The following is a 25,361-nucleotide window of genomic DNA, read 5'->3' on the forward strand; positions in this document are numbered from 1 at the left end:
CGGCGTCGCTATTGGTCAGATTCGAGGGCTCAGCGTTGGATCGGCGCCTAACCAGTATCGCGGCTCCATTGTGCCGAAAATCATTCGGGAAGTGTTCGCTGCGCCTGCTCCGATTTCATGAGCGCGACGGCACTGGCCACACCAGCCACATCGGTCAACGTGAGCTCTGCTCGGCCGGCGCCGCGGCGGCGTGTGCTCCCGCGCGGCGGCCCGAGAACACACAGTCGGCCAGCGAGAGCCCGCTGACGTACGAATTGGAGCAGACGCCGGCAGCGGTGCGCCCAGCGCCGAACAAACCCGGAATCGGATCCCCGGATTCGTTGACGACGGCTCCGCTGCGCTCATCGACTCGGATACCGCCGAGGGTCAGCATCGGAGTGGGGTTGAGCAGGCTTGGCCGCACCGAAATGTTGAGCAGGGTGAACGGCGCCTGGCTGATCCGCCGCACAAACTCGGCGGGCTTTCCGGCGGGGTCCGGTGCGCCGGCGTCGATCGCGGCATTGTGTGCCGCGACCGTGGCCACCAGGCCGTCGGGATCGATACCGGCTGCCTTCGCGACCTCGGGCAGCGACGGCGCCGTCACCGCGTCGGCCAACATCAGCGCCGCAACCTGGGCACGCTGAAACCACAACGGCTGCTTGATCATTTGACGCCGGGCCTCCCGCATCAACGCGGCATCGGCGAGAAGCCAGCCGGCGCCCTCGTGCTGTTGGATCATGGCTTGCCCAACCGCGGCTCCGTAGCGACTTTCGTCGATGACGCGATGCCCGCCCCGGTCGACGATGACGGCGCCGATGAACGCGCTCGGCGGGGTGATAAAGCGCCAGGCCGAGACATTGTCCATCCGGTCGGTCACCGCTCCGACGCTCTGCGCCAGTGCGATGCCGGTACCGTCGTCGCCGCTGGTGCCCAACTGCAGACCGCCCACGTATTGGGGCGCGAACCGCTGCACCCACTCGGTATTGGCGATGAAGCCGCCGGCGCAGATGATCACGGCGCGGCGCGCATGGATGCGGACCGGCTGGGCGTAACGCCGCTCGAGCCTTCGCAACTGCCCTTCCATCAGGCGGCGAAGTGGCGGGTAGTAGATGCCCGGCTTTGCCGAAAGCTTCGCTGCCGCAGCGTAACGGCGCTGGATGCGTGGCGGCGCGAAGTGCATGGTGAGCACATCGACTCCGGTCACCCGACCGGAAGAATCCTGGATCAGTTTCGTGACCGTGGTATGGGGCCAGAACCGAACGCCAAGGGCCAGTGCAGCCTTGGCCAACGGCGCATACAATTTCCGGCCCGAGGTGCCGCGGCCCTGCACGCGATGCCCGCGCTGGACGGGCGGGGTGTGGCAGCGAAACGCGCCGGCGTTTTCACTTCCCGAGTGATAAAGGTAGTAGTGGTTGTTCGGAAACGAGGTCTTGTACGGGCACAATGCGGGGCTGAACGGCACCCCGTAGCTGCTCAGCCAGTCGATCATTTCGGGGCTGGAGCGCACGAATGACTCCAGGGTCTCCTGGCTGACGGCATCACCGACTTCGAGGCGGAGATAGGCCAGCATTTGCTCGGGGCTGTCGTTGACCCCGGCCTGCCGCTGAACTTTGGTGCCGCCGCCGGCATAGATGATCCCGCCCGAGATCGCCGTTGCACCACCACCATTGGCGCGGTCCAGCGCGATGACATCTGCGCCGCGTTCGCGGGCGGCGATGGCCGCGCACTCACCTGCTGCGCCGAACCCGATCACCACGACATCGGCGGACTCGCCGATGCGCGCCGACTTGTCACCAGCCATGCCAGTACTCCCACTCGGGTTGCGCGTTGTGGGGTGAACTGTAACAGGTTCTAATTCTGTCTCCATCTCGGTCGAGCGGTCGAATCTGGGGTGCCCGAGGAGGGGCGTATCGGCGGCCGGGTCACCCGATGCGAAACAAGATCTGATCGCTCCCATTTCTCCAGAAGCTCGACTGCGGACATTCTCCGAGGCGTATGGGCTGGCCGGCGCTCGCCTGGGCCACGCGGTGGCCCACCCGGAGGTGATCGCCGCACTCAACAAGGTCGCGATGCAGCCAGCCATGGCCAAAGCCGGTACCGCTAGCGACACCGGAACCCGCCCGACCGAGATCCTCGAGACCGCCGCCTCGCTGATCGCGTCATCGGGATTGCGGACTTCGCTGCAGGAAACCGCCGACGCTGCAGGCATTCCGCCGGGCAGCCGGTATGACCACTTCGAATCCAAAGAAGCCATCCTGGTTTGAGTTGGCTGGCATCACTCAATCCAGATGATGTTCTACGCGGCGGACGGCGGTGTGTGTGTGACTAGGGTGTCGGTTGCTCTAGCCGTCTGGCGGCGGGTGAGTATCCGTCGCGTGAAGGCAGGTCCACGACAACCTTTCCCGTCATGTAGGGCACTCCATCCAACGTCTGCGAAGCCATCTCCAGTTCGATAAGGTGGCACCTGCCGTCTCGGCGCTTATCAATGACTTTGCCCGTGGTGCAACTGATTTCGCCCATCAACAGCACCGATCTAGTCTGGAGATCGACAAAGGTGATGAAACCCTCGTCGGACATCCAGTTCGTGACAGCATGCAACAGCATCATCTCCATTTGCGTACCAAACGCAAGTGCGTAGGGAACGCCGCGCTGCTGTGCTATCCGGTCCTCGAAGTGCCAATCGACGACGTGGTGCGGCGCACCCGTCTCGGGATCGACGAGAGCCTGGTCGACACCGGTCGGCTCACGCCACCTCGTGGCGAACGCTGAGCAGGCGCTGACGGCGCCGGCAAACGCGACCGCGTCAGAGATGTCATAGGGGCCCTTCAGCCCGCCGATCACGGGTTGCCCAACTTCAACGTCTTCCCAGAAGCGTGGCCGCGCGCCGCGGCGCGCCTCACCGGAACACTCCCGCTCGTAATCGGCACGCACTGCGGCCAACTCGTCTGCGGTATAACGGCGGCGTCGCCTGGCGGCAAGGTTGCGGCCGGCCGGCTCACCCGACTCGGGCGGCCATACGCTGATCACAGCCCCGCCAAGACGCGTCACCACCACACGGTCGTATTGATTGATGTAACGGCGCTCCGATCTCGCGATGAACAACCGGTTGCGCCTACCTGGGCGGATCTTCTCCTCGAAACCGTGCCAAACATCCTCCCCCCGGATTACGTCACCCGGCCGAAACGTTTCCTGGTACCGACGCTGGCACCCCCCGTTCATCACTTGCCACCCGGGTTGCTGCGGTAGCTGCGGTATGGAACTGCCCTCGGACAGGCAGGCCTCTAGCACCGGCTGACCGATCGGAGACCCCCAGGCCGTCGAAGCTCCGTATTCGGGGTCAGTCCACAGTGGGTTGGTGTCACCCACGGCCGCCGCGCAGACGTTGAGTACGCATCGACGGATTTCCGCTAATCTATCCGAACCAAAAAGACGTCGAAGGCGGCGTCTTCTTGCGCCTCGATGGCCCCGAGCACGTGCGACTGCGGCGCATGCTCACACGTTAATTCAGTCTGAAGCACACACGGGGTATGCGCGACACATTGCTGGCCATTACCGACGAACTCATCAACGACATGCTGTCCTCGAGCCACCCAGTCGATTTCATGGAAAAGTTCTCATCGAACAGCGGCGACGGTCCGGATTTCCCGGCGATCGCGTTCATCCCGGCAATATAGGCGTCAACTTCCTCGGTCCACTCGCCACTGTCAATGACCCTTTCGGTCATCGGTGATTCCTCCTTCTCCGAGCACTGCGGTGGCCGCAGCGGCGTGCTGGCTGCCGTGGCCGTCCGGACACCCGCGTCGGCTCGGTAGTGGTCACGGCTTGTCTCCGCAGCTGACCGGCAGTGACTTGACGCCGTATGCGATTGAATTCTGCTTGAATTCGATTTCATCCACGGATGTCGCGAGGCGTAAGTCGGGAATTCGTTCGAATAGCCGTGGCCAGGCAACTTCTAATTCGATTCGGGCCAGGTTATGACCTAGGCACAGGTGGGGACCGAACCCGAACGCAAGGTGCTGGCGTGGGTTGCGTGCGATATCGATGCGCTCGGCGTCGGAGCCGAACGCCTCCGGGCAACGATTTGCGGCGAGCAGCGACACGATCACGCCTTCGCCCGCACGGACGAGGTGTCCGCCGATCTCGACATCCCGCAAGGCAATACGGCGCATGTCGGACACGATGCTCCAGTAGCGCAACATTTCTTCCGCTGCGCTCGCAGCAAGCGCGGGATCCTGGCACAATCGATGACGCTCGGGGTCATTGAGGAGCAAAGCCAACGTACCCAGTCCGAGCATATTTGCTGTGGTTTTGTAGCCCGCATTGACGAGGAAAAAGATCAACACAGGCAGGTCGTCTAATGCAAAACCGTCCTCACCGGTGTGCTCGGCCACAAGTCGGCTGATCATGTCGTCTGCGGGATCGTGTCGTTTACATTCGACCAGCTCGCGGCTGTACGCGACGAACTTGTTTACAGCGCGCTGCCTCTCCTCTGGTGGTGCGTCGAGATCGCCGAAGGCATCGGTGTGCTGCTGGAAGATCGCGCGATCCTCGTAAGGAACACCGAGGATGGAGCAAATCGCGCGAGAGGGCATTGGAAGAGCGGCACGTCGGCGCTCAACGCGGGATTGGTTAGCACCGCGCGAACGTCGGCGGGGCGTGTCGCCAGCCAGTGTTGCGATCCATCCCAGATAGTTACCTTGTGCAGGCCGCCAGCCTCTCGCAATTCGGTGTACTCCGAAGGCGCGTCGAAGGGGCAGGTCCTTGCAGACGGGAATAACAGCCCGACCCGATTTGACTCGCCGGTGTGATCGTTCATCATCTGGTCACCGTTCAGTGGACACGAGACCGCATTGGCATGCACTGTCAGTGGAACTGGCCGTCGGGCGCATCAACGGCAAACTTGGCGTCCAGCGAGGGTGGTCGTGCACATGCGCCCCGTTATAGAAGCGCAGCCAAAGGAACATACGGGGGCTCGGTACGAACTCGATTTCGCCAAGGTTCTCGGTTCCCCGCTCATGACTCAAGCGCGCCGTCCTCTCACGGTCCGCTTCCACCGGAACGGGCTCCAAGCAGAATTCCGCGCCAGGCGTTGTCAGGTTATTAAATGTCATGGTTGCAGACAGTTTGTTGTGAGCGAGATTTTAGCAGAATACCGAGGCGGCGCCGCCAAGTCTCCGATAGTGGTCCACCTGATCTGTCCCCGCCATTTCGAGCCACGGTCATGCGAGTTGAGGGATCGAATAGGTGGATGTCCAGAGCGTTTCGAACTCTGTAGGGCTGATATTACCGAGGTAGCTTTGGCGGCGTTCGACGTTAGTAGAAATTGTCGATGTAATAGGCCATGGCGGCGGCGAACTCGATCGTGGTTGCCCATCTACGGATGTTGAGCAGCTCGACCTGCATCCGCGCCCAGAACGCCTCCATGGCAGGCAGTCGCCTATGGTCCCAAACGAACCGAGCAAGCCCCATCGACGCATGTTCTCCCCGAAGCCCCAGGAGGTGAATTGCGTGCCGTGGTCGGCATGCGGAATCGTTGGGCCACTTCGGGTTCTGTTGTCGACGGCCATGTTGACCGCGTTGTTGACCAGTGCGGTGTCGGCAGTGGTCGAGAAGGCGCGTGCCAGTCGATGGAAGACGCCCCATCCCAGCCCGTGGTGCCGTTTGCGCAGCCAAGTCATTACCCGCCACCAGGTGAAGTGGTCTAGGTAGTCGAAGGTGCGTTTGGACACCCCGTGCTGGAAGTAGTTGCACCATCCCCGCAGGACGGGGTTGAGGCGGCGCAACAGATCAGCGAGCGTTCGATGTTTGTGTCGCCGCGTCAGATTCCTGACCTTGTCGGTGAGGGACACAAGTGCCTTCTTCGACGGCCAGGTGTAGACGTAGTGCTTGGTCGTGCCCGCTCTTGAGCTGCCGCTGGATGCGAACCCGAGGAACTCGAACCCCTCGTCGATTGGCAGATCCTGCTCTTGTCGACCGGCACGCTGGCGGCAATCTCACCTCGTTCAGCCTGGCCGGCAACGGTGGTGCGGGCGGTAGCGACGCCCGGCGTCGCCGGCGGGAACAGCGGCAGCGGCACCGCCAGCGATGGAGCCGACGGTTCCGGTGGGCTCGGCGGCATCCTGGCCGGCCTCGCCGGCGCGGACGGGTAAGCCCACCACAAAACGGGTAGGGCGGGTCGGTGGGTAGGGCGGGTCGGTGTCCGCCGAGGGCGAGCATGAGCAGGGCGGGCGGCGTTTCGGGGGAGCCGAAGCCGAACGTTATGCGGGTCGAAACGACCTCCGAGCCGAATTACGGAGGACGCCAATCGATACCGGCCGACACAATGACCGCCGCGCTTTCCGGGGCGATCCAGTCTTTGTCTCGACTGGCCTTCCCTCACAGCCGAATTCGACCTTGAACCCGCCGGGTCCTCATGTAGAAGGACAACATGGAGTTCAGCAGCGACTGGCATTGCGGTGTTGGGCGATTGCGCTGGAGCGTCCGCGTTCACTACGGGGATCAAACTTCCGGCAGGATACAGCGACTTACCCTCCCGCACAGCCGTTTCGAAGTCGTCGGTATGACCGAGGAGTCGCGGCGTGGCCGGGCTAGGGTGCCCGCCGGGTACTCATGCGGCACTGCACACATACCGGTGTCGACACCCGGCACGGCGGCCCCGAGGAAGAATTGACAATTCGGTTCGCAAATTCCCGAAAAGCGCACCACTCGGCGCATAGTCTGGACCACGGTCGAAATTGACTATCGATGTTGTCCCTTTCCGACGAGTAGGTAGCGGCGCTCAGGAGGAACACCAGCCATGGCACACAAGGCTGCTGCGCACAAGGGAACTACCGGAAGTGGTGCCGAGTGGTTGAGCGGCAACGACAAGAGCACCGTTGCCGCGACCTCGGGCAGGCGGCGTAACCGCGCGGGCGGGTCGCCTTTGGTGCTCACGCGACGCCGCCAGCCGTCCCCGACCGCGGTGTTGCTGGTGGCGTCGTTCGGTGCATTTCTGGCATTCCTCGACTCCACGATCGTCAACATCGCGTTTCCGGCCATCCAACGGTATTTCCACGGCTCTAGCATCAGCAGTCTGTCCTGGGTGCTCAACGCCTACAACATTGTCTTTGCGGCGTTCCTGGTGGCAGCGGGCCGGCTTGCGGACTTGCTCGGGCGCAAGCGAATGTTCATCTACGGCGTCGGCTTGTTCACGATCGCGTCCGTGCTGTGTGCGGCTGCAGACACCGTCACACAGTTGGTTGCTTTCCGCGTGCTCCAAGGTGTCGGTGCCGCGGTACTCGTGCCAGCATCACTGGCCCTGGTCGTGGAGCGGTTCGACGCCGCGCGCCGCGCGCATGGGGTAGGCCTGTGGGGCGCGGCAGCGGCCCTCGCTTCGGGCCTGGGCCCGCCGATCGGCGGTGCTCTTGTGCAGGCGTCGAGCTGGCGGTGGGTGTTTCTGGTGAATCTCCCACTGGGGATCATCGCTGTCGTGGTGGCTCGCCGCGGCCTGGTCGAGAGCCGTGCACCAGGACGGCGGCGAGTACCCGACTTGCGTGGGGCGTCGCTGCTCGCCATCGCCCTGGGGTTGTTGACGCTCGGCTTGATCAAAGGTCCAGACTGGGGATGGACCAACCCCGGAGCTATCGGATCGTTCCTGGCCGCGGCGGCCGCCATGGCGGGATTCGTGCTGAGCTCGCGTTCCCACCCCGCACCTCTGATCGAGCCGGCGTTTCTGCGGATTCAATCGTTTGTGTCGGGCACCGCGCTCACGGTTGTCGCGGCCGCCGGGTTCTACGCCTACCTGCTCACCCACGTGCTCTTCCTGAACTACGTTTGGCACTACACCTTGCTGCAGGCGGGTTTTGCAATCGCGCCCGCCGCCCTGGTCGCAGCCGTCGTCGCTGCGGTGCTCGGCCGGGTCGCGGATCAGCACGGTTATCGGGCGATCGTTGTCGTCGGCGCACTGATCTGGGCGGGCAGTCTCGTGTGGTACATCGAGCGCGTCGGGAACAAGCCCGATTTCCTGGGTGCCTGGCTGCCCGGCCAATTACTGCAGGGACTGGGAGTCGGCGCAACATTGCCGATGCTCGGCGGGGCCGCCCTGGCAGGCCTGGGCGCCGGAAGTAGCTACGCGACTGCTTCAGCGGTTGTCAGCAGCGCCCGCCAGGTCGGCGCGGTAATCGGTATCGCGGTCCTGGTGATTGTGATCGGCAGCCCCATTCGGGGTGCGGCCGACGAGGCGCTGCGTCGAGGGTGGACAACGTCGGCGGTCTGCTTCGTGGCAGTCGCGGTTGGGGCGCTGGTTCTGGGCCGAACTCGCAACGTCCATCACGCGGTGCCCGAACCCGGGCCCGCGCTACCAGTCGACGTGGCAGCATCCGAACCCCCGGCTCCACTGGTGGTCATACCGGAAGCACCGGCGCCCGCACCTTCCGGCGACGTCGACCTCCGGGCCTTGCCGCTTTTTGCCGAGCTCGACGCCGACACGCTGCGGGAGTTGCAGGACCGTGCGGAGCGGGTCGAGCTGGACGCCGGGTGCTACCTCTTCCATGCGGGCGACGAGTCCGACGCCGTCTATGTGGTGCAAAATGGCCGCCTGCATGTGATTCAGCATGATGCCGTGGTGCGGGAGCTCGGGCGCGGCGATGTGATCGGCGAACTAGGGCTGTTGGTCGACGCGCCACGCTCTGCGTCAATCCGGGCCGTGCGCGACTGCACGCTCGTGCGACTCACGAAGACGCAATTCGACGCGATTGCCAACACTGGCGTGCTCAGGACACTGGTCCGCAGCCTGGCCACCCGGCTACGGCAAATTCCGGCGGCTCCGCGTCCCACGGCGCCTCAAGTGGTGATATCGGTCGTCGGTGTCGACACCGACGCACCCGTACCTTTGGTGGCCGGTGAACTCGTCACGTTACTTTCGACACAGCTACGAGCGGTGGACCCCGGCCGGGTTGACCGCGATGGGCTCGAACGCGCCGAGCAGGCCGCCGACAAGGTGGTGCTGCATGCGACGAAGGACGATCTCGCATGGCGAGACTTCTGTTTACGTGTCGCCGACCGCGTCATCTTGGTCGCCGGTCAACCCGGGCCGCCGTTACAACCTCTGCCACCACAAGCCGCGGGCGCCGACCTAGTGCTAGGGGGACCGCCCGCAGACCGGAACCAGCGACAAGCCTGGGAAGAATTGATCACGCCGCGTTCGGTGCATGTGGTGCGACCCGACGTCGTGGACGACGACCTGCGCCCGCTCTCCGCACGCATCGCGGGCCGCTCGATCGGGCTGGTCCTGGGTGGCGGGGGCGCCCGGGCCTTTGCGCACCTCGGGGTCCTCGACGAATTGGAGGCGGCCGGAATCACGATCGACCGGTACGCCGGCACCAGCATGGGAGCAATCATTGCGGCGGTCGCAGCCTGTGGTGTGGACGCCGCTGGTACGGACGCGCGCGTCTACGAGTCGTTCGTCCGGCACAACCCCATCAGGGATTACACTCTGCCTCGGGCCGGGCTCATCCGTGGCCAGCGCACGATGGTCCTGTTGCGTAGGGCCTACGGAGACAGGCTAATCGAGGAGCTGCCAAAACAGTTCCGCTGCGTCAGTGTCGACCTAATCGCCCGACGGGCCGTCGTGCACCGCCGAGGTCCGCTCGCCGAGGTGGTCGGCTGTTCCCTGCGCCTCCCGGGCCTATACCCGCCAGGGCTCTATAACGGTACGTTGCACGTCGATGGCGGAGTGCTGAACAACCTGCCGGTTGACACGCTGGCCGACCAAGAAGGCCCGGTGATCGCGGTGAGCATAATCTCACGCAGCAGCCCTGACTCCACCTCGAGCACACCGGGCCCGCGAGTTCCCCGAATGCCCGGCATCGTCGATACCCTCATGCGCACCATGACGATTGGCAGCGGCATGGCGTCGGCTGCGGCAATGGCCCAGGCCGATGTGGTCATCCAACCGGACACGAGCAGCATCGGGTTTCTGGAGTTCCATCAGATCGATCGCGCCCGAGAAGCGGGTCGGATGGCGGCCCGCGAGGCATTGCCGCAGATTATGAAGCTAACGACCGCGGCAGCCGGGCGCAGGGCGTAAGCGTCACCACCTACAAGCGCTTAAGCACCGGGTAAACGATCTGCTTCCCGTGCCGGCCCTTGATCGCAACTTCCTCGGGGTCGCCCCACACGTATTGCGACTCGACGGCGTCGTGGACGACATCGGTGACCATGACTGGCGCACGCCCGGCTCGCCCCGCGATGCCGGACAGCCGGAAAGCCACGTTGGTCGAGTCACCCACGATGGCCTCGGACAATCTGACCATCGAGGTGAGCGCGGCCTTTCCCTGCACCACGGCCCAACCCATCTGTATGGGTGAGCCGTCTTCTTGACGCAGCGGTAGCTCGGGTCCGATCTCTTCGACCCGGTGGTTTGCGGCCAATGCGAAGTCGATCGCGAGTTCGTTGGCCTGGGGAAGGGCTTTCAGGTCCCATACGGCATATAGCGCGTCACCAGCGTAGTGGTTGAGCGTGCCATGGTATTCGTGCAGCACACGACTAAGTTGCTTCCAGAGGGCCTGCAAACCCTGGGCAATCAACTTGTGATCCGTGGCTTCCGAGATCGTCGAATAGCTGGTGATATCGCCAACGACCATCACCATGGCCGCTTCACTAATCTCGGTGTACGTCAGATTCGGATCTATGTGTCTAACTGCGGTGAATCGATCCGTCTGGAATGTCAACTCGACTTTGCCGATTCGGATGCGGTCATGGCTTTGAATGCGTACCGGAATAGCGCGTTCCAGTCGCACGTCGTTCAGCCATGTTCCGTTGGTACTGGTATCGATCGCGAAAGCTTGATCTGCCACGACATCCAAGCGGATTTCGAGGTGGTTGCGTGATACCGCCTGATCGGCAACCAGAAGTCTGCGCTGCTCGCTGATTCCCAGGCACTGGCGGCCGACGTACAGCTGATCGAAGATCGGCACAACCACATCTCGACCATTGACCTGCCCGACCAGAAAACCCAGCGGTTCCGCCGTTTCCTGACCTGGCGAGGCCGAGTCCCGGTCCTCCACCCTGTGCCCTCCTCACGGGAATAGAGACGCTCGGTACCGACGCCCAAGACGCCGGGGATCGTCAGTTTCCCGGCCGGCGCCGAGGAAGTTACGCATCGCCTAGCTGGTGAGGCTGCCGTACGACCTCCCAGGTTGGGAGTGTAGTGGGTTTAACCTCTTCTGGGCTCAATAAATTAACGCAAACCTCAACTACACGGTTGAAGGAAGACCCTTGCGAGATCGGACATGCTGGTCGCGCTGCCTTCGTCCCAAGCTGCCTGAAATTCTTCGGCACTGAGCTGCTCCCGTATGCGACGTTCGCATTCGGCGTGGAATCCTCCGACGAACGAGGAAACCAGCGGCGCCCCGCTAACCCGGCTTATTTCGGCAGCGGCTGCCATCAGAACGACGGCTTGCCGCGGCTGGCCGAGCGATTCGGTGATCCATGCACGCACTTCGAACCCATTAGCCAACGCAAATGTGTCGTAGACCGCGACGGAAAGCTCGAAAGCCTGCTGGAGCAGCTGCTCGGCGGTCTGCAATTGACCGAGCGCCCAGTGCGCGACCCCAACCACGCCGGTCGCGATTCCGCGCAACGCCCAGTCGCCGCGCGTTTCGGTCAAGGCGAGGGCTTTCTGAGACCAAGCCAGGGCACTTGCGGCGTCGCCGCAGATCAAGTCCATCCAGCACAACGCCGACATCGAGGCCACCTGGACTTCGAAGTCGTCAGTAGACGCTATCGCCTGCAATAGGCACTGGCGTCCGTGGTCAATGCCGCCGGTGAGTAGTCCGGTATACCCATCGAGGTAGCTGATCCTGCCTCGGGTGAGCGGGTCGTCGATGACTTCGAGCAGCTGACGCGCCTCGGTGAGCCAACCCATGGCCGCGCCCAGATCCCCACGCTCGAGGCCTATGTGAGCCGCTGTGAACAAGGTGCGGATGCGAGCCACACTCGGCTCTGACGCTACGACGGCCAGAGCACGGCTGGTCCACTGGAACCCTTCGCTGAGCATGCCGTGGAACATCCAGAATCGGCGCAAGGCGGCGACCATTTCCGCCGCCCTTGCTGGACAGTCGCCCAAGTTGAACTGCAACGCCTCGCGAATATTGGGCATCTCACGCATCAGCCGACTGACCCACTGAAGTTGTTGGGGGCTAAACCATTGCTCCTCCGCATCGACGACCAGCCGGTGATACCAACCGGCGTGGCAGCGAGCCAGTGTCAGACGCTCGGCGTCGGCGCAGCGCCCCTTTCCGTAGTCACGCAGCGTCTCCAGCAGCCGGAAGCACACCACATCGTCGTATTCGGTGCGGATCAAGATGGACTTGTCGACCAGCGCGCACACCAAGTCCAAGAATTGGCTGCCGGGCATGTCGTCGGCGCAGATATCGCGCGCAGCGGGCAGCTCGAAATTCGCGGCGAGCACCGACAGTCGGCACCAGAGCCGTTGCTCGGATTCGGTGCACAAGTCATAGCTCCATCCCACGCACGCAGCGATGCTTTGCTGGCGGCTGTGGGCACCGCGCCGGCCGCGGGTGAGCAACTCATAGCGGCCGGAGAGTTCCTCGGCGATCTGCTCGGCAGACATCGCACGCATGCGTGCGGCGGCCAACTCGATAGCAAGGGGCAACCCGTCCACCCGAGCGCAGATTCGGGCTATCGCGGTGGTGTTGTGATCGTCGAGTTGGAACCCCGGCACCGCCGCACGTGCCCGTTGCACAAACAACTGCACAGCCTCGTTGTCCGACAGCGCGCCGATAGTGGGCTCTCCGTCGAAGGTCGGACAGGGCAGCGGAGCGACCCGCAGCACCGCTTCCCCCTCGATGTCGAGGACTTCACGGCTGGTGGCCAGGATCTTCAGATGCCGGCACGTGCGCAGTAACACGTCGGCAAGCTTTGCCACGTCGTCGATGAGATGTTCGCAGTTGTCGAATACCAGCAGCGCCTGACGCTGCGCGAGGTAGTCGACTAAAACGTCGGACAGCTCGCGGCCCACTTGATCGCGCACTCCCAACGTCGAGGCGATTACTTCCGTCAGCAGGGCGCCGTCGCGTAGCTCGGCCAACTCCACCCACCACACGCCATCGGCGAACTGCAGCTGCAGTCCGGCGGCCGTCTGGGCGGCGAGGGTGGTTTTGCCGACCCCACCGATACCGCTCAGCGTGACCAGACGCGACGTCGACAACAACTCGTGCAATTGGGTTGTCTCTGCGCCGCGTCCCACGAAACTGGCTACGGGCGCGGGCAGCTTGCCCCCCGCACCGGCCTCGGAGGACAGCACAACCGAGTGACGACGCCGTCTTTCGGGTCCCTGGCCGCCCTCCAGCGCCATGTCGTCAACCGGCAGCCCCAGCCGTGCCTGCACCTGCTGGAGCAATTCGCCCAGCTCCAGCGCAGAGGGCCGGTCACCCGCTGTGCGGGTGATCGCCCGTTCCACCACGGCGGCCACCTGTTCGGGTACGCCGTATCGCCGCAGATCCGGCGGCGGTTCAGTGGCGATGCGCAATAAGTGTGCTACCGCCTCCTCGCCATCGCACCGCTCGAAGGCCGCATGACCGGTCAGCGCGGTAAACAGGGTCAGACCCAACCCGTATACGTCAGACGCGGCGCTCGCCGCGTCGCCACCTAGCAACTCCGGGGCAAGAAACGCGGGCGAACCCGATACCACCCCGGTCGCCGTGTGGTAGGCCCCGCTCATACGGGAGATACCGAAATCGCATAACGCGGGCTCCCCGTAGTCGCTGAGCAAAATGTTGGCCGGCTTGATATCGCGGTGCAGAATCTCGATCTGGTGCGCCGACGCCAACGCCCCGGCGATCTTCACCCCCAACCGCAGTGCCTCGGCGACCTCCAGGACACCCAGGCGATGGATTCGGTCCTGGATACAGCCCAGCCCGCAATACGGCATCACCAGGAACGGGTGACCGAACGTCGTCTCGCCAACCTGCAACACCGGCACAATGTTCGGATGACCCGTCAAGCGAGCCATTGCCTGCTGTTCGCGAATGAATCGGGCCCGATTCTCGTCGAGCTCTACGCTGAGGACTTTGACCGCCACCTCCCGCTGCAGTGCGACCTGCCGGCAGCGGTAGACGACGCCGAACCCGCCCCTTCCGATTATTTCGGCATCTTTGAAGCCCGCCGCACTCAAATCCGCGGCGATCGGATCGCCCACCCCGATTGAGGTCTCAAATGCTGCATCGATGCCCACGCTGGCTCCTTGAGCTGGGACTGCTCATTAGGTTAGTGGAGCGACCGCCCGCGCGGAATATTTGCGTCGAACCCGCCGGGGGTCTTCATAGAGAACGACGGCATCAGGTCGTTGACGTGGCGGCCCGGCGTGGCCGACACGGGCAGGCCTGGCGGCGCAGCGCCCGGTGCAGGCGCAGCCCCGCGTCGTCGGCGTTTTCGATTTCGACCATCAGGTGTACGCCCTCATCACTCGCGACGGCAAGACCGGGCGCAGAACTGTGAATTGCCACTGAGCCGCCATCAGCCGTACCGACTTCGCTGCCCGACGGGCAACCCAAGTGGACCCCTAGCGCGCACCGCGCACCAGGCGGCCGGGGCGGGCACCGGTGTCTACGCCGTCACGGCGCGTGACCGTCCCGCTGACGATCGTGGCGGTGTATCCGCTTGCGCCCTGCAATATTCGGTGGCCGCCGGCCGGCAGGTCGTAGGCCATTGCCGCGGGGTGCAGGGTGAGTTTGTCCATGTCGATGACATTGAGGTCGGCCTTCTTTCCGGGCGCGATGGTGCCGCGGTCGGTGAGGCCGAACAGCTGCGCCGTGTCGCGGGACTGCTTACGAATCACGTACTCCAGCGGCAGCCGGTCCCCGCGGCGACGATCGCGCGCCCAATGGGTCAGCAGAAACGTGGGATAGGAAGCGTCGCAGATCATCCCGCAGTGGGCGCCGCCGTCGGAAAGCCCCAGCACCCCGGCGGGGTGCAACATCATCTCCCGAATCGCATCGCAGTTGCCGTCGGCGTAGTTGAACAACGGCAGCATCAACATGGCAGTCGCGTCCGCCTCGAGCATCAGGTCATAGAGGGTTGCCAGCGGGTCCTCGCCCCGCGCGGCCGCGATCGCGGCGACCGTGCGGTCGGGCGTGGGCTCGTAGTCGGGCGGATCGCCGAGCGCGTAAAGACGTCCCAGGGCGTGCTGAACGAAGGCGGACATGCCGTCGAACAGCACCGTCGGGTCGATGGGCAGATCTTTTTCGGCGAGAATGGCGGCCTTGACCGCCGGGTCGGCGAGCCGCTGTGCCAGCTCGTCGCGGCCGCATTGCGCCTTGATCCGGCGGTAGGTGGGCCGATGGCCGAAGGCGTGGTGCCCGCGAAAGCCGATCATCATGCCGAAGGGGCGCGCCGCGATCTGCGGATGCAGGCGGCTGCCCGCCTGGTGCGCGGCCGCAGACAGGTCCAGCTGCTCGCGCCACAGGTTCGGGTCGGCGTCGACCTGGATGAGCGCGAACGACACCGGCCGGTCGATCTCACCACTCAACCGCCGCATCCAATCCAGTTCCCGCTTCGGCCCGACGATGTCCTCGCCCGCTGCCCCCTGCGGTGCCAGTTCGAAGACGGCCTGGCCGCCTGCGGCCATGGCGCGGCCGAGACCGAACAGCTCGTCCTCGGCGGCGAAGGTGCCGGGCACCGGCTCGCCGTCCATCGCTCGGTGTGCCAACGTGCGGGATGTCGAAAAGCCCAGCGCGCCGGCCTCGACCGCCTCGGTGACCAGCCGGCTCATCGCCGCGATGTCGTCAGCGGTTGCCGGCTCGTTTCGGGCCCCGCGCTCACCCATCGTGTAGGCGCGCACGGCGCCGTGGGGAAGCTGGCTGCCCACATCGATAGCGAACGTGCGGCTGTCGATCGCGTCGAGGTACTCCGGGTAGCTCTCCCAGCCCCAGGTGATGCCCTCGGTCAGGGCGGTGCCGGGAATGTCCTCGACACCCTCCATCAACTTGATCAGCCAGTCCTCCCGGCCGGGGCGAACGGGAGCGAATCCCACCCCGCAGTTGCCGGTGACCACCGTCGTGACCCCGTGCCCGCTCGACGGTTCGAGCAAGCCGTCCCAGCTCATCTGACCGTCGTAGTGAGTATGGATGTCGACGAAGCCGGGCACCACCAATTGCCCTGTCGCGTCGATGGTTTCGGCGGCACCGGCCCTCTCCAGGCCGGCCATCGCAGGGTCGTTGGATCCGCGGCGGACAACGTCGACGATCATGCCGTCCTTGATGCCGATGTCAGCGCGATACCGCTGGGCGCCGGTGCCGTCCGCGACGGTGCCGCCGACGATCTTCAGATCGAACATGGCGTCCCTCTGAGTTCTCTTTCCGGTCACCGGCTGCGACGCGCGGCAGGCGGCAAACCCCGGATTATTACGCTACCGTGCGTAGCGTATGTGTCGACGGTAAGCGTCGCGATCCCTTGAGTCAACGAAGTCAAGCTGCGGGGCCGCGCTGAATTCACTCCCCGGCAAGACTGCTGAGGGCGCTATCAAGTGTCAGGTAGAGGGGGAACACGGAGTCGATGCCCATGAGTTTGATCGGCCGGCTGGTGGCCGGGCCGTCGGCCACCACCGCGAAACGGGTGGGGGCCACCACCTGAGCGTTGGCGGTCACGAGGACGGTCATTCCGGCCGAGGCCAGGAAGTCCACTTTGGACAGGTCGACGATCAGGGCCGGGGGGCCGGCAGCCAGCGCGGTCTGTATCGCCTCGGCGAGCTGCGGGGCGGTCAGCATGTCCACTTCACCCGATACGGCCAGTACAACGGCATGATCTGCCTGGGATTGCTGGACGCCGAAAGCCGTCGGTGTTGCCGGGTCGCCAGATTGTTCGATCATGCTGCATCTCACATCCGTTGCTGGAGCGACATCGCTGGTTCCCAGACAACCACAATTGGGCCAGGGGTGAGCCTTGGGTGGGCCTGGGGGCGGGCCTGGGGCAAACCTGGGGCTGTTGTCTCAACCCTGTCGATCCTGCACAGCTGAGCCGCGACGCCGACGCGATGTCGCCGTGACAACAGCGCCCGAGGATCCCGCCAGCGATCCTCTCCCGGGCCGGGATCGACCGAATGCCCATGTTACCTGTGGCGTTCGACGCTGTCGCCGGCCCGGTACGCGGCCCGCCCGGACAAACCTGGACCGGGATGACGGGGACGTTGGTAGGTTCTGGGAATGCTCTTCGCGGCCCTGCGCGACATGCAATGGAGAAAGCGGCGCCTTTTCATTGCCGTCCTCAGTACCGGATTGATCTTCGGGATGACACTGGTTCTGACCGGACTCGCGAACGGCTTCCGGGTCGAGGCCCAGCACACCGTCGACTCGATGGGCGTGGACCAATTCGTGGTCAAGACCGGCGCGGCGGGGCCGTTTCTGGGTTCGACCCCGTTCCCCGACACTGATCTGGCCCGCGTGGCCGCCGAGCCCGGTGTCACGGCCGCGGCACCCCTGGGGTGTGTCGGGACGATCATGAAAGAGGGCACATCGACGCGAAATGTCACCGCTTTCGGCGCACCCGAGCGGGGCCCGGGCATGCCGCAGATCTCGGAGGGCCGGGCCCCCGCCAAGCCGGACGAGGTGGCGGTTTCGAGCACGCTGGGCCGCCGCCTCGGCGACACCTTGCAGGTCGGTGCGCATACCTTGCGGATCGTTGGCATCGTCCCCAATTCGACCGCATTGGCAAAGATCCCCAACATCTTCCTGACCACCGAGGGGTTACAGCAACTGGCCTACAACGGACAGCCGATGGTCACCTCCATCGGGGTCGACGGAGCCCCCCGGCACCTCCCGGACGGCTACCAGACCTACGATCGCGCGGGCGCGGTCCACGACCTGGTACGGCCCCTGCGGGTTGCGGTGAATTCGATCTCGATCGTGGCGGTGCTGCTGTGGATCGTGGCGGCACTGATCGTGGGCTCGGTGGTGTACCTCTCGGCGCTGGAACGGCTGCGCGATTTCGCGGTGTTCAAGGCGATCGGCACGCCGACGCGCTCGATCATGGCGGGGCTGGCATTGCAGGCACTGGTCGTCTCCCTGCTCGCCGCGGTGGTGGGCGTCATCCTGTCGAAGCTGCTGGCGCCGCTGTTCCCGATGATCGTCGCGGTCCCCGGCTGGGCCTACCTGGCGCTGCCGGTGGTGGCGACCCTGATCGGCCTGCTGGCCAGCCTTGCCGGATTGAAGCGCGTCGTGACCGTTGATCCAGCGCTCGCGTTCGGAGGTCCCTGAGCCGGTGGGCGATCTCAGCATCCAGAATCTCGTCGTCGAGTACTACAGCGGCGGGTATGCACTGCGGCCGATCAACGGGTTGAACCTCGACGTGGAGGCCGGGTCGCTGGTGATCCTGCTCGGGCCCAGCGGCTGCGGGAAGACGACATTGCTGTCCTGTCTTGGCGGCATTCTGCGGCCGAAGTCGGGGGCGATCAAGTTCGAAGACGTCGACATCACCACGCTGGAGGGCGCCGCGCTGGCGAAATACCGGCGCGACAAGGTAGGCATCGTCTTCCAGGCGTTCAATCTGGTACCGAGCCTCACCGCCCTGGAAAACGTGATGGTTCCGATGCGCGCGGCCGGGATGTCGCGCGCCGCCTCGCGCAAGCGGGCGGAGGAACTTTTGACGCGCGTCCATCTCGCCGAACGAATGAAGCACCGGCCCGGCGATCTCAGTGGCGGGCAGCAACAGCGGGTCGCGGTCGCGCGCGCGATTGCGCTGGATCCACCGTTGATCCTGGCCGACGAACCCACCGCACACCTCGACTTCATCCAGGTGGAGGAGGTGTTGCGGCTGATCCGCGAACTCGCCGACGGTGACCGGGTGGTGGTGGTCGCGACCCATGACAGCCGGATGCTGCCCATGGCCGATCGTGTCGTCGAGCTGACGCCGGACTTCACCGACACCAACCGGCCGCCCGAAACGGTGCAACTGAAGGCTGGCGAGGTGCTGTTCGAGCAGAGCACGATGGGCGACCTGATCTACGTGGTGTCCGCAGGTGAGTTCGAGATCGTGCACGAATTAGCCGACGGCGGTGAGGAATTGGTGAAAGTGGCCGGGCCCGGCGACTACTTCGGCGAAATGGGTGTGCTGTTTCACCTGCCGCGTTCGGCGACCGTGCGAGCCCGCACCGACGCGACGGCCGTCGGCTATACGGCGCTGGCCTTCCGGGAGCGCCTCGGTGCGGGGGGATTGCGCGACCTGATCGAGCACCGTGCGCTGGCCGGGGACTGATGCTGCGTCGAGTCCAACCGACGTCAGCGCTGTGCCGTTAGCGGTGGTGGCCGCTGAAGAACTGCCAGATGGTTTCGGTCGCGTCGAGCGCTGTCGACGGTTCGGGCAGGCCCAGCCTTTCCAACAGTGGGCCGCGGGTACTGCCGGGCCACTGATGGCCGGCTCCGGCTACTGAGATCAATTCGACGGTACGTCCGTCCGGGCACCCGGCGGTTTCGGTTGTCAGCACCCCCGAAGTGCTCGCCGACGGCGGTCCGCAGCCGTCGATGCTCCGCCAGGTGGCGTTCACCGATGGCACCGACGGGCCGTCGACGCGAGGAGTTCCGTTGGCAGTCAGGGCTTTACCAGGTCCACCGGCATAGGGAACACTTTCGTCGGCGGTGCCGTGGATTTGCAGCACCGACGTCGGCTGTGCGCGTGAGCAATCGGTCAACAGCGTGCCCGCTACCGGCGCGATGGCGGCGAAAATGTCCGTCTGACAACCCAACCGAAGCGCCAGCATGGCTCCGTTCGACATGCCGGTGGCGTAGACACGGGTGGTGTCGAGAGGTATCTGTCGCCCGATGGCGGCGACCATGGCGGTGATGAAGCCGACGTCGTCGATGTCGGTCCGTTGCGGCAGGCCGCAGCACGACCCGGCATTCCAGGCGCGGTTGAGACCATCGGGATAGGCGACCAGGAAATGTCCCCGGTCGGCTTCGGCATCCCAGTGATAGGCCCGTTCCGCCTGGGTACCGTTGCCGTAGCCGCCGTGCATCATCACCACCAGCGGCACCGCATCGGGAAGTTCCTGCGGCCGGTACAGATTGAAAGTCCGATTGTCGCCACGCCATCGGATGCTCTGGCTGGACTGGCCGGTGGGAATTGTCGTCGGCTCGGGGGCTCCGGTCGCGTGCCCGGGGCCAAAGCACCCGCCCACCGACATCACCAGCGCGCCCAGCAGCACCGTCATACGCACCCACACGTGTCCAGAGGCCATGAGCTCAATGGTGACACCACGCCCGCGGAATGACAAGTAACTTGTCAATATGCCGGTGAGTGCGACACTGTTCGGTTATGCGACGTCTTCTGGATGCCCAGTGGGAACCGACCGTGCCGGCCCTGGTGCAACTACTGGCCGCAACCGGTGCGCCGCGGTTGAGAGCGGCATTCGCCGCGGCCGGGCTCGACGGGTTGCGCCCCGCGCAGGCAGTGCTGCTGGTGCCGCTGGCCGCCGGGAGTCTGCACGCCTCGGATCTGGCTGAGCGCCTTGCCGTTAGCCGGCAGGCGGTAGCCCAGGCCGTTGCGGCACTGGAACGCCACGACTATGTCACCCGAGCACCCGACCCCGCCGACTCGCGGGCCCGACTCGTCCAGCTGACGCCCCGAGGTCGCCAGGCGCTTGGGGTGATGCGGTCCAACGCAATCGATGTGGAAGAGCGCTGGACACAGATCCTGGGGCGGCGCCGGCTGGCCGAGCTTCGGAAGAGCTTGCAGATGCTGCTCGCCGGGTCCGACGCCGAGACTCCCGACGCGGCGTCGCTTTAGGTTTAGGCCACCCCGTCACAGCAGTACAAGGTGGACAGTACCCGGCTTCAATCGCGGCTAGCGCATGCGCAAGCCGCATCGAGGAGCGCCCAATCCTTCTGAAGCCGTGACCAATTCGGGAACGCCTTGGCGACAACCGCTGACGGCGGGCCCTGTCCAGCGTGCTGCGGCCGCGGCCCGAGCAGCCACTAGTGCGCCGAGCATGACGGCCACGCAGGCAAGCCCGTCGTCCTTGAGGCCCCACTTCACCGCGGCCAGGATCGCTGCCCCGGCCACGCACAGCAGCATGCCCACTACCGCCCCCCGCCAGCGCGACGTGATGGCGGGTGCGCCATCCCAGCCGGGCAGCGGATTGTTCTCCAGCGGCCGCAGCACGACGAAGAGCATCGTCATCACGGCTGCCATGAGAAGCAGCTGCTGCACGCTGGTCGTGAGAAAACCGGGCTGTCCCGGGTAGCGGGGGTGGCCGGCGGTGTCGAAGAGCAGCTGCACCGCCAGCAGTACCGGCATGTGCCACAGGTACAACGTCATGGCGCCGGTATTGCCGATTGCGGTCAACCACCACACTCGCGGCCGGCGGGCCCAGCGGGCGATCGCCGGCGCCGCCGCAATGGCCAACGCGCTCAACGTGATTGCGTGACCGGCCAGCAGTAGCGACGGCGGGCTCATGTTGGGCAGCCGCTGCCCTTCGATACCGACCAGGCTCAGCTCATACGGTCCCCACCGAAGCAGCGCGACGTCGACGGCGAACAGTGCCGCGGCGGTGCCCAGCGCGGCGCGCCCGGAGAGCAAGCGGCGGCGGTAGGCAACGCCGAACATGCCGGGAATGAGCCAGACCGCGAGGTTGAGATAACCGAGCGCCGCGGCGGCGGGCCAGTGCAGCCGGACCGCGTCGATGACCGCGATTACCGCGTAGATCGCGGCCACGCCCGCGGCCAGGCGCCCGGTGGTAGTGATTCGAGATAGCAGCGGCATTGCGGCCAGCACCAGCACGTAGGCGCCGAGAAACCACAGCAACTGAATGCTGATGCCGGCGACGGGCTGGTAAACATGCTGGGGCAGTATCGGATACAGAGATATCAGGGCGATCACCCAGAACCCGAGGTAGTAGAACACCGGGCGAAACAGCCTGCTGCAGCGCTTCAGAAGCCAGTCGCCCCAGTTGGTGCCTGGTCGCCACGACGTCAGGCAGGCCGCCGCGCCCGCGAAGAAGAACAGCGGCATGATCTGGAAGATCCAGGTCAGCGCCTGGAACACCGCCGAGGTTGTCAGCAGGTTGTCCCAGATGAGTACGCCACCGCGGATGACACTGATTGCCATCACCGTGTGGCCGACGATGACTCCAAGCAGGGCCGTGATGCGGATGACGTCGATGGCACGGTCGCGGTCGGCCGGGGTGCGGGCGGCGAGTTCGCTGGGGCCGGGAAAGCGGATGAGTGTTGTCATGTCGGGCAGCATGGCGGATCGACGCACCGCCAGGCCTGCGTAGTTCTACCCCTTCCGGCTGGGTACGGCTACCGGGAGTGCGGTGCTGGCGGCTATCGCTTCGCTTCCCGCAGAGCAGCGTGGGCTGGCCGGTGTCCGGCGCGGCGGTGATTCACCACGACGACGCCTGCTGGGTCAACGTCAGGAAGAGGTATCCGATGCAGAGCAGGAAGTTCAACGCGACGAGGGCCAGGCCGACCGAGATCAACGCCTGCCGGCAACGGCGCTGAAGGCGCCGCACCTTGGCCACACGGTTTTCGTGGTTTATCCGGATGGCGATCAAAGCAAAACTGACACTTGTCATTTCGTCGTCTGAGACCGGCATACCGACCAACATTTCCCGTAGCCGTCCCGATGGGATTTCGACGCCCACCCGGGCGAAGCGGCGGCTGAGCCGTCGTGCCTGGTGACGGCCGAAAAAGTGATCGCGCATCGGCAGCTGATGCGAGAGTCTCCGTCGTTCGTCGCCCCAGGGGTTCGACGGGGTCGTCACAAAGCGGAATTCTATGCCGTTTCAGTACCGTATCGGTGCTGCCGCGCCAACTTTTTCGGCGAAGCTTGTCCGGATCGTGGGGCGGGCGGTGACGACTGAGCTCGCGGTGCGCGCTAGGTGCGCACGGCCACCGTGGACAGCAGATCGGCGAGGCGATCTGGCTGGTCCACCATCGAGAATGTCCGCGCTCCCTCGATCAGCTCGAAGCGGGCGTTCGGGATGGTCGCGGCCAGGCGTTCACCGTCCTCGAGCGCAAAGAATTTGTCGTCGGCCGACCAGGCGATCAGCGCCGGCTTGTCGAACTCGGGCAACCGGGCGGCGACGCCGGTGGTGACCTCCGTGCGCAGCGACAGCGAGAAGTGGCGCAGGTCTTCGGCAACCCGCGGATTGGACAACGCCGGCCGCACCCAGGCCTGGGTCAGTTCGTCGATGTCGGCGTAGGCCAGGTCGTCGTAGGCGCGCCGGCGTGCCGCCGGTGCCCGCATGGTTTGGATGGCGGCCCGGAACAGCGGCTTGGACTTGGCGGCGAGGATCACCGGCTTGAGGATGGGCGGTGGAAAGTTTTCGAACGCATCACAACTGGTGAGCACCAGAGCGCCGACTCGCTCGCGATGGTGCACCGCGACGAGTTGGGTGACCACCCCGCCGGTATCGTTGCCGACCAGCACCACATCCTGCAGGTCGAGGGCGGCGAGGAATTCGGCGACGATCCCGGCGACACCGCTGATGGACTGGTCTGCACCAGGACGCAGCGGTTCCGGATGCGCCCCGAGCGGCCAGGTCGGCGCCAGGCACCGCAGACCCCGGCCGGCAAGCCGTTCGGCGACTTGCCGCCATAGTTGACCACCCATCATGTACCCGTGCACGAACACGACGGGCCGGCCGTTGGCGGGTCCGGTTACGTCGTAATGGATGGTCCCGGCACTAATGTCGATCGTCGACATGGATGACTCCTAATCCAGATACACTTACAAACAGACTGTCTGTTCGTAAGTTACCGACAGGGTGTATGGAAATCAAGAGGCGGACTCAGGAAGAGCGTTCCGCGGCCACCCGCGAGGCGCTGATCTCGGCCGCCCGCACGCTGTGGGGCGCGCGGGGTTACGCGGAGGTGGGAACGCCGGAGATCGCCAAACAGGCGGGAGTCACCCGCGGTGCGATGTATCACCAATTCGCCGACAAGGCGGCGCTATTCCGCGATGTAGTGGAGGCGGTCGAACATGATGTGATGGCCCGGATGGCCACCCTGGTCGCGGCGTCGGGAGCCACCACGCCCGCCGATGCGATCCGTGCCGCGGTCGATGCCTGGCTCGACGTGTCCGGCGATCCCGAGGTGCGGCAGCTGATCTTGCTGGATGCCCCAGCCGTGCTGGGCTGGAGCGCCTTCCGTGACGTCGCCCAGCGCTACAGCTTGGGGATGACCGAACAGTTGCTCACCGAAGCCATCCGGGCCGGCCAGTTGGCTGCGCTACCGGTGCGACCGCTGGCAACGGTGATGATCGGCGCCCTAGACGAGGCGGCCATGGCGATCGCCACCGCCGAGGATCAACAACGCGCCCGCCGCGAGATCGGGCAGGTGCTGCGACGGCTCATCGACGGGTTGTTGGAGGCCTAGGATTCCGCCGATTGAGCGGCGAGCTGTGGATAATGCCGGCTGAGGTCTTCTAGGTATCGCGGCGACTCCGCCACGGCGACGTCGAGAAAGCAACGCACACTCGGTGATTGGTTGGCGGTACGCCATGCCAGGGCCAGCGGGCGGTACGGCAGCGGGCCGTGCAGCGGGATGAACCGGACTCCCTTACGGCTGAGGTTGATGAAAGACGTTGGCAATAACGCGCTTCCGGCACCGGATGCCACCAGAGCGAGGATCGTCTGAATCCGGGCTACTTCGTCGACGATCGGCGGCTCGATGTGGTGCATGCGGAACAGTTCGACGACGTCAGCGTAGGTGGTAGCCGCCGCACTTCTGGTCCACAGGATCATCGGCTGGTCTGCGAGCAGTGACGGGGCAAGGCGCCGGTGTCCGGCGAGTGCGTGATCCTCGCAGACGACCGCGGCCAGCGGGTCGTCCAGAAGGGTCTGGATGGTCAACGACGGCTCGTCAACCGGTCCGCGCAGGAAGCCGATGTCGATACGGTGTGCCACCAGCTGCGCCGTCTGCTCAGCGGTATCGAGTTCGGCGACTTCGAGTTTGACCTCGGGGTAGCGGCGGCGATGTTCGCGCATCACGTATGCCAGGACACCGTCCACCGCTGCCTGCAGCGCGCCGACATGTAGATGGCCGAGTTGGCCGGTGGCGGCCCTGCGCGCCGCGGCAAAGGCGCGCTCGGCGTGGGTGAGTGCCAGTGTGGCTTCCGCGAGAAGGGCGTGGCCGGCGTCGGTGAGCTCGATCGGGCGGCGGGAGCGATCGATGAGCTCCACTCCCAGTTGGCGTTCCAGCTTCTGGATCTGCTGACTCAGCGGCGGCTGGGCGATGTGAAGTCGCTCGGCGGCGCGGCCGAAGTGTCGTTCCTCGGCGACCGTCACGAAGTAACGCAGCAAGCGCAACTCCGGATCTGTCATATGTTGAAGATATATTGCATGTGCCAATATGTCTTGGACGATGAAGATGCAGCGGCCTTAACGTGGT

General features: G+C 65.1%; 19 protein-coding genes and 5 pseudogenes. 8 read left to right on the top strand and 16 right to left on the bottom strand.

What is annotated here, in order from left to right:
- Nucleotides 1-154: 154 nt before the first annotated feature.
- Nucleotides 155-1,780: an FAD-binding protein gene (locus tag MKAN_RS14600; RefSeq protein WP_023369207.1), complete on the bottom strand. Its 1,626-nt coding sequence runs from the start codon at nt 1,778-1,780 to the stop codon at nt 155-157.
- A gap of 268 nt (nt 1,781-2,048) precedes the next feature.
- Between MKAN_RS14600 and MKAN_RS14605 the strand changes: the two are divergent.
- Nucleotides 2,049-2,240 (top strand): annotated as a pseudogene (locus MKAN_RS14605) (helix-turn-helix domain-containing protein); the annotation flags it as partial.
- Nucleotides 2,241-2,304: 64 nt separating this feature from the next.
- Here the strand turns inward: MKAN_RS14605 and MKAN_RS14610 are convergent.
- Nucleotides 2,305-3,081, bottom strand: coding sequence for a hotdog family protein (locus MKAN_RS14610; RefSeq protein ID WP_082273803.1), 777 nt, complete (start codon nt 3,079-3,081; stop codon nt 2,305-2,307).
- Nucleotides 3,082-3,345, bottom strand: a pseudogene (locus MKAN_RS33010) (FAS1-like dehydratase domain-containing protein); the annotation flags it as partial.
- A 161-nt stretch (nt 3,346-3,506) separates the two neighbouring features.
- Here MKAN_RS33010 and MKAN_RS30495 point away from each other — a divergent pair.
- A complete protein-coding gene (locus MKAN_RS30495) occupies nt 3,507-3,653 on the top strand; it encodes a hypothetical protein (protein ID WP_023369214.1) in 147 nt (48 codons plus the stop codon).
- 141 nt (nt 3,654-3,794) lie between these two features.
- On the opposite strand, the gene MKAN_RS14615 is transcribed toward MKAN_RS30495, so the two are convergent.
- Both MKAN_RS14615 and MKAN_RS32035 read right to left on the bottom strand, forming a co-directional pair.
- Nucleotides 3,795-4,571 (bottom strand): cytochrome P450, encoded by a 777-nt coding sequence (locus MKAN_RS14615; RefSeq protein ID WP_023369216.1) that lies wholly within the window; start codon nt 4,569-4,571, stop codon nt 3,795-3,797.
- Nucleotides 4,572-5,687: 1,116 nt separating this feature from the next.
- Nucleotides 5,688-5,828 (bottom strand): annotated as a pseudogene (locus MKAN_RS32035) (group II intron maturase-specific domain-containing protein); the annotation flags it as partial.
- Nucleotides 5,829-5,945: 117 nt separating this feature from the next.
- Between MKAN_RS32035 and MKAN_RS31490 the strand changes: the two are divergent.
- Nucleotides 5,946-6,128, top strand: coding sequence for a hypothetical protein (locus MKAN_RS31490; protein ID WP_023369220.1), 183 nt, complete (start codon nt 5,946-5,948; stop codon nt 6,126-6,128).
- 139 nt (nt 6,129-6,267) lie between these two features.
- Here the strand turns inward: MKAN_RS31490 and MKAN_RS33015 are convergent.
- A pseudogene (locus MKAN_RS33015) lies at nt 6,268-6,408 on the bottom strand (hypothetical protein); the annotation flags it as partial.
- Between the two features lie 367 nt (nt 6,409-6,775).
- On the opposite strand from MKAN_RS33015, the gene MKAN_RS14630 reads away from it, so the two are divergent.
- On the top strand, nt 6,776-10,045 hold the full coding sequence (locus MKAN_RS14630) for an MFS transporter (RefSeq protein WP_023369222.1): 3,270 nt from the start codon (nt 6,776-6,778) through the stop codon (nt 10,043-10,045).
- 10 nt (nt 10,046-10,055) lie between these two features.
- On the opposite strand, the gene MKAN_RS14635 is transcribed toward MKAN_RS14630, so the two are convergent.
- The 5 genes and pseudogenes from MKAN_RS14635 to MKAN_RS14650 all read right to left on the bottom strand — a co-directional run bounded on the left by MKAN_RS14635 (nt 10,056) and on the right by MKAN_RS14650 (nt 16,847).
- Complete coding sequence (locus MKAN_RS14635; RefSeq protein WP_023369225.1) at nt 10,056-11,024, bottom strand: adenylate/guanylate cyclase domain-containing protein; 969 nt, start codon at nt 11,022-11,024, stop codon at nt 10,056-10,058.
- 185 nt (nt 11,025-11,209) lie between these two features.
- On the bottom strand, nt 11,210-14,215 hold the full coding sequence (locus tag MKAN_RS14640; RefSeq protein ID WP_023369227.1) for a protein kinase domain-containing protein: 3,006 nt from the start codon (nt 14,213-14,215) through the stop codon (nt 11,210-11,212).
- 65 nt (nt 14,216-14,280) lie between these two features.
- Nucleotides 14,281-14,438 (bottom strand): annotated as a pseudogene (locus MKAN_RS30500) (2,3-dihydroxybiphenyl 1,2-dioxygenase); the annotation flags it as partial.
- Nucleotides 14,439-14,542: 104 nt separating this feature from the next.
- On the bottom strand, nt 14,543-16,315 hold the full coding sequence (locus MKAN_RS14645; protein ID WP_023369229.1) for an N-acyl-D-amino-acid deacylase family protein: 1,773 nt from the start codon (nt 16,313-16,315) through the stop codon (nt 14,543-14,545).
- 154 nt (nt 16,316-16,469) lie between these two features.
- On the bottom strand, nt 16,470-16,847 hold the full coding sequence (locus tag MKAN_RS14650; protein WP_023369231.1) for an STAS domain-containing protein: 378 nt from the start codon (nt 16,845-16,847) through the stop codon (nt 16,470-16,472).
- Between the two features lie 333 nt (nt 16,848-17,180).
- Between MKAN_RS14650 and MKAN_RS14655 the strand changes: the two genes are divergently transcribed.
- Nucleotides 17,181-18,230, top strand: coding sequence for an ABC transporter permease (locus MKAN_RS14655; protein ID WP_023369233.1), 1,050 nt, complete (start codon nt 17,181-17,183; stop codon nt 18,228-18,230).
- Nucleotides 18,231-18,234: 4 nt separating this feature from the next.
- On the top strand, nt 18,235-19,227 hold the full coding sequence (locus MKAN_RS14660) for an ABC transporter ATP-binding protein (protein WP_023369235.1): 993 nt from the start codon (nt 18,235-18,237) through the stop codon (nt 19,225-19,227).
- A 37-nt stretch (nt 19,228-19,264) separates the two neighbouring features.
- Here MKAN_RS14660 and MKAN_RS14665 read toward each other — a convergent pair whose 3' ends face one another.
- The gene (locus MKAN_RS14665) at nt 19,265-20,206 is read right to left on the bottom strand and encodes an extracellular catalytic domain type 1 short-chain-length polyhydroxyalkanoate depolymerase (RefSeq protein ID WP_042312388.1); all 942 of its coding nucleotides are present in this window, start codon (nt 20,204-20,206) and stop codon (nt 19,265-19,267) included.
- Between the two features lie 77 nt (nt 20,207-20,283).
- On the opposite strand from MKAN_RS14665, the gene MKAN_RS14670 reads away from it, so the two are divergent.
- Nucleotides 20,284-20,754 carry a MarR family winged helix-turn-helix transcriptional regulator gene (locus MKAN_RS14670; RefSeq protein ID WP_023369239.1) on the top strand — a complete coding sequence of 157 codons (471 nt, stop codon included), beginning with the start codon at nt 20,284-20,286 and terminating at the stop codon, nt 20,752-20,754.
- 57 nt (nt 20,755-20,811) lie between these two features.
- Here MKAN_RS14670 and MKAN_RS14675 read toward each other — a convergent pair whose 3' ends face one another.
- The 3 genes from MKAN_RS14675 to MKAN_RS14685 all read right to left on the bottom strand — a co-directional run bounded on the left by MKAN_RS14675 (nt 20,812) and on the right by MKAN_RS14685 (nt 23,676).
- Entirely contained in the window at nt 20,812-22,200 is a 1,389-nt protein-coding gene (locus MKAN_RS14675) for an acyltransferase family protein (RefSeq protein ID WP_080674242.1), read from the bottom strand.
- Between the two features lie 151 nt (nt 22,201-22,351).
- Nucleotides 22,352-22,732 (bottom strand): hypothetical protein, encoded by a 381-nt coding sequence (locus tag MKAN_RS14680; protein WP_036394868.1) that lies wholly within the window; start codon nt 22,730-22,732, stop codon nt 22,352-22,354.
- A gap of 113 nt (nt 22,733-22,845) precedes the next feature.
- Entirely contained in the window at nt 22,846-23,676 is an 831-nt protein-coding gene (locus tag MKAN_RS14685; RefSeq protein ID WP_023369245.1) for an alpha/beta fold hydrolase, read from the bottom strand.
- 65 nt (nt 23,677-23,741) lie between these two features.
- On the opposite strand from MKAN_RS14685, the gene MKAN_RS14690 reads away from it, so the two are divergent.
- Nucleotides 23,742-24,347, top strand: a complete 606-nt coding sequence (locus MKAN_RS14690) for a TetR/AcrR family transcriptional regulator (protein ID WP_023369247.1) — start codon at nt 23,742-23,744, stop codon at nt 24,345-24,347.
- Here MKAN_RS14690 and MKAN_RS14695 read toward each other — a convergent pair.
- Complete coding sequence (locus MKAN_RS14695; protein WP_023369249.1) at nt 24,344-25,294, bottom strand: LysR family transcriptional regulator; 951 nt, start codon at nt 25,292-25,294, stop codon at nt 24,344-24,346. The two genes, MKAN_RS14690 and MKAN_RS14695, sit on opposite strands and share 4 nt — an antisense overlap.
- Between the last annotated feature and the right edge of the window lie 67 nt (nt 25,295-25,361).

The sequence above is a fragment of the Mycobacterium kansasii ATCC 12478 genome (assembly GCF_000157895.3).
Lineage (GTDB): Bacteria > Actinomycetota > Actinomycetes > Mycobacteriales > Mycobacteriaceae > Mycobacterium > Mycobacterium kansasii.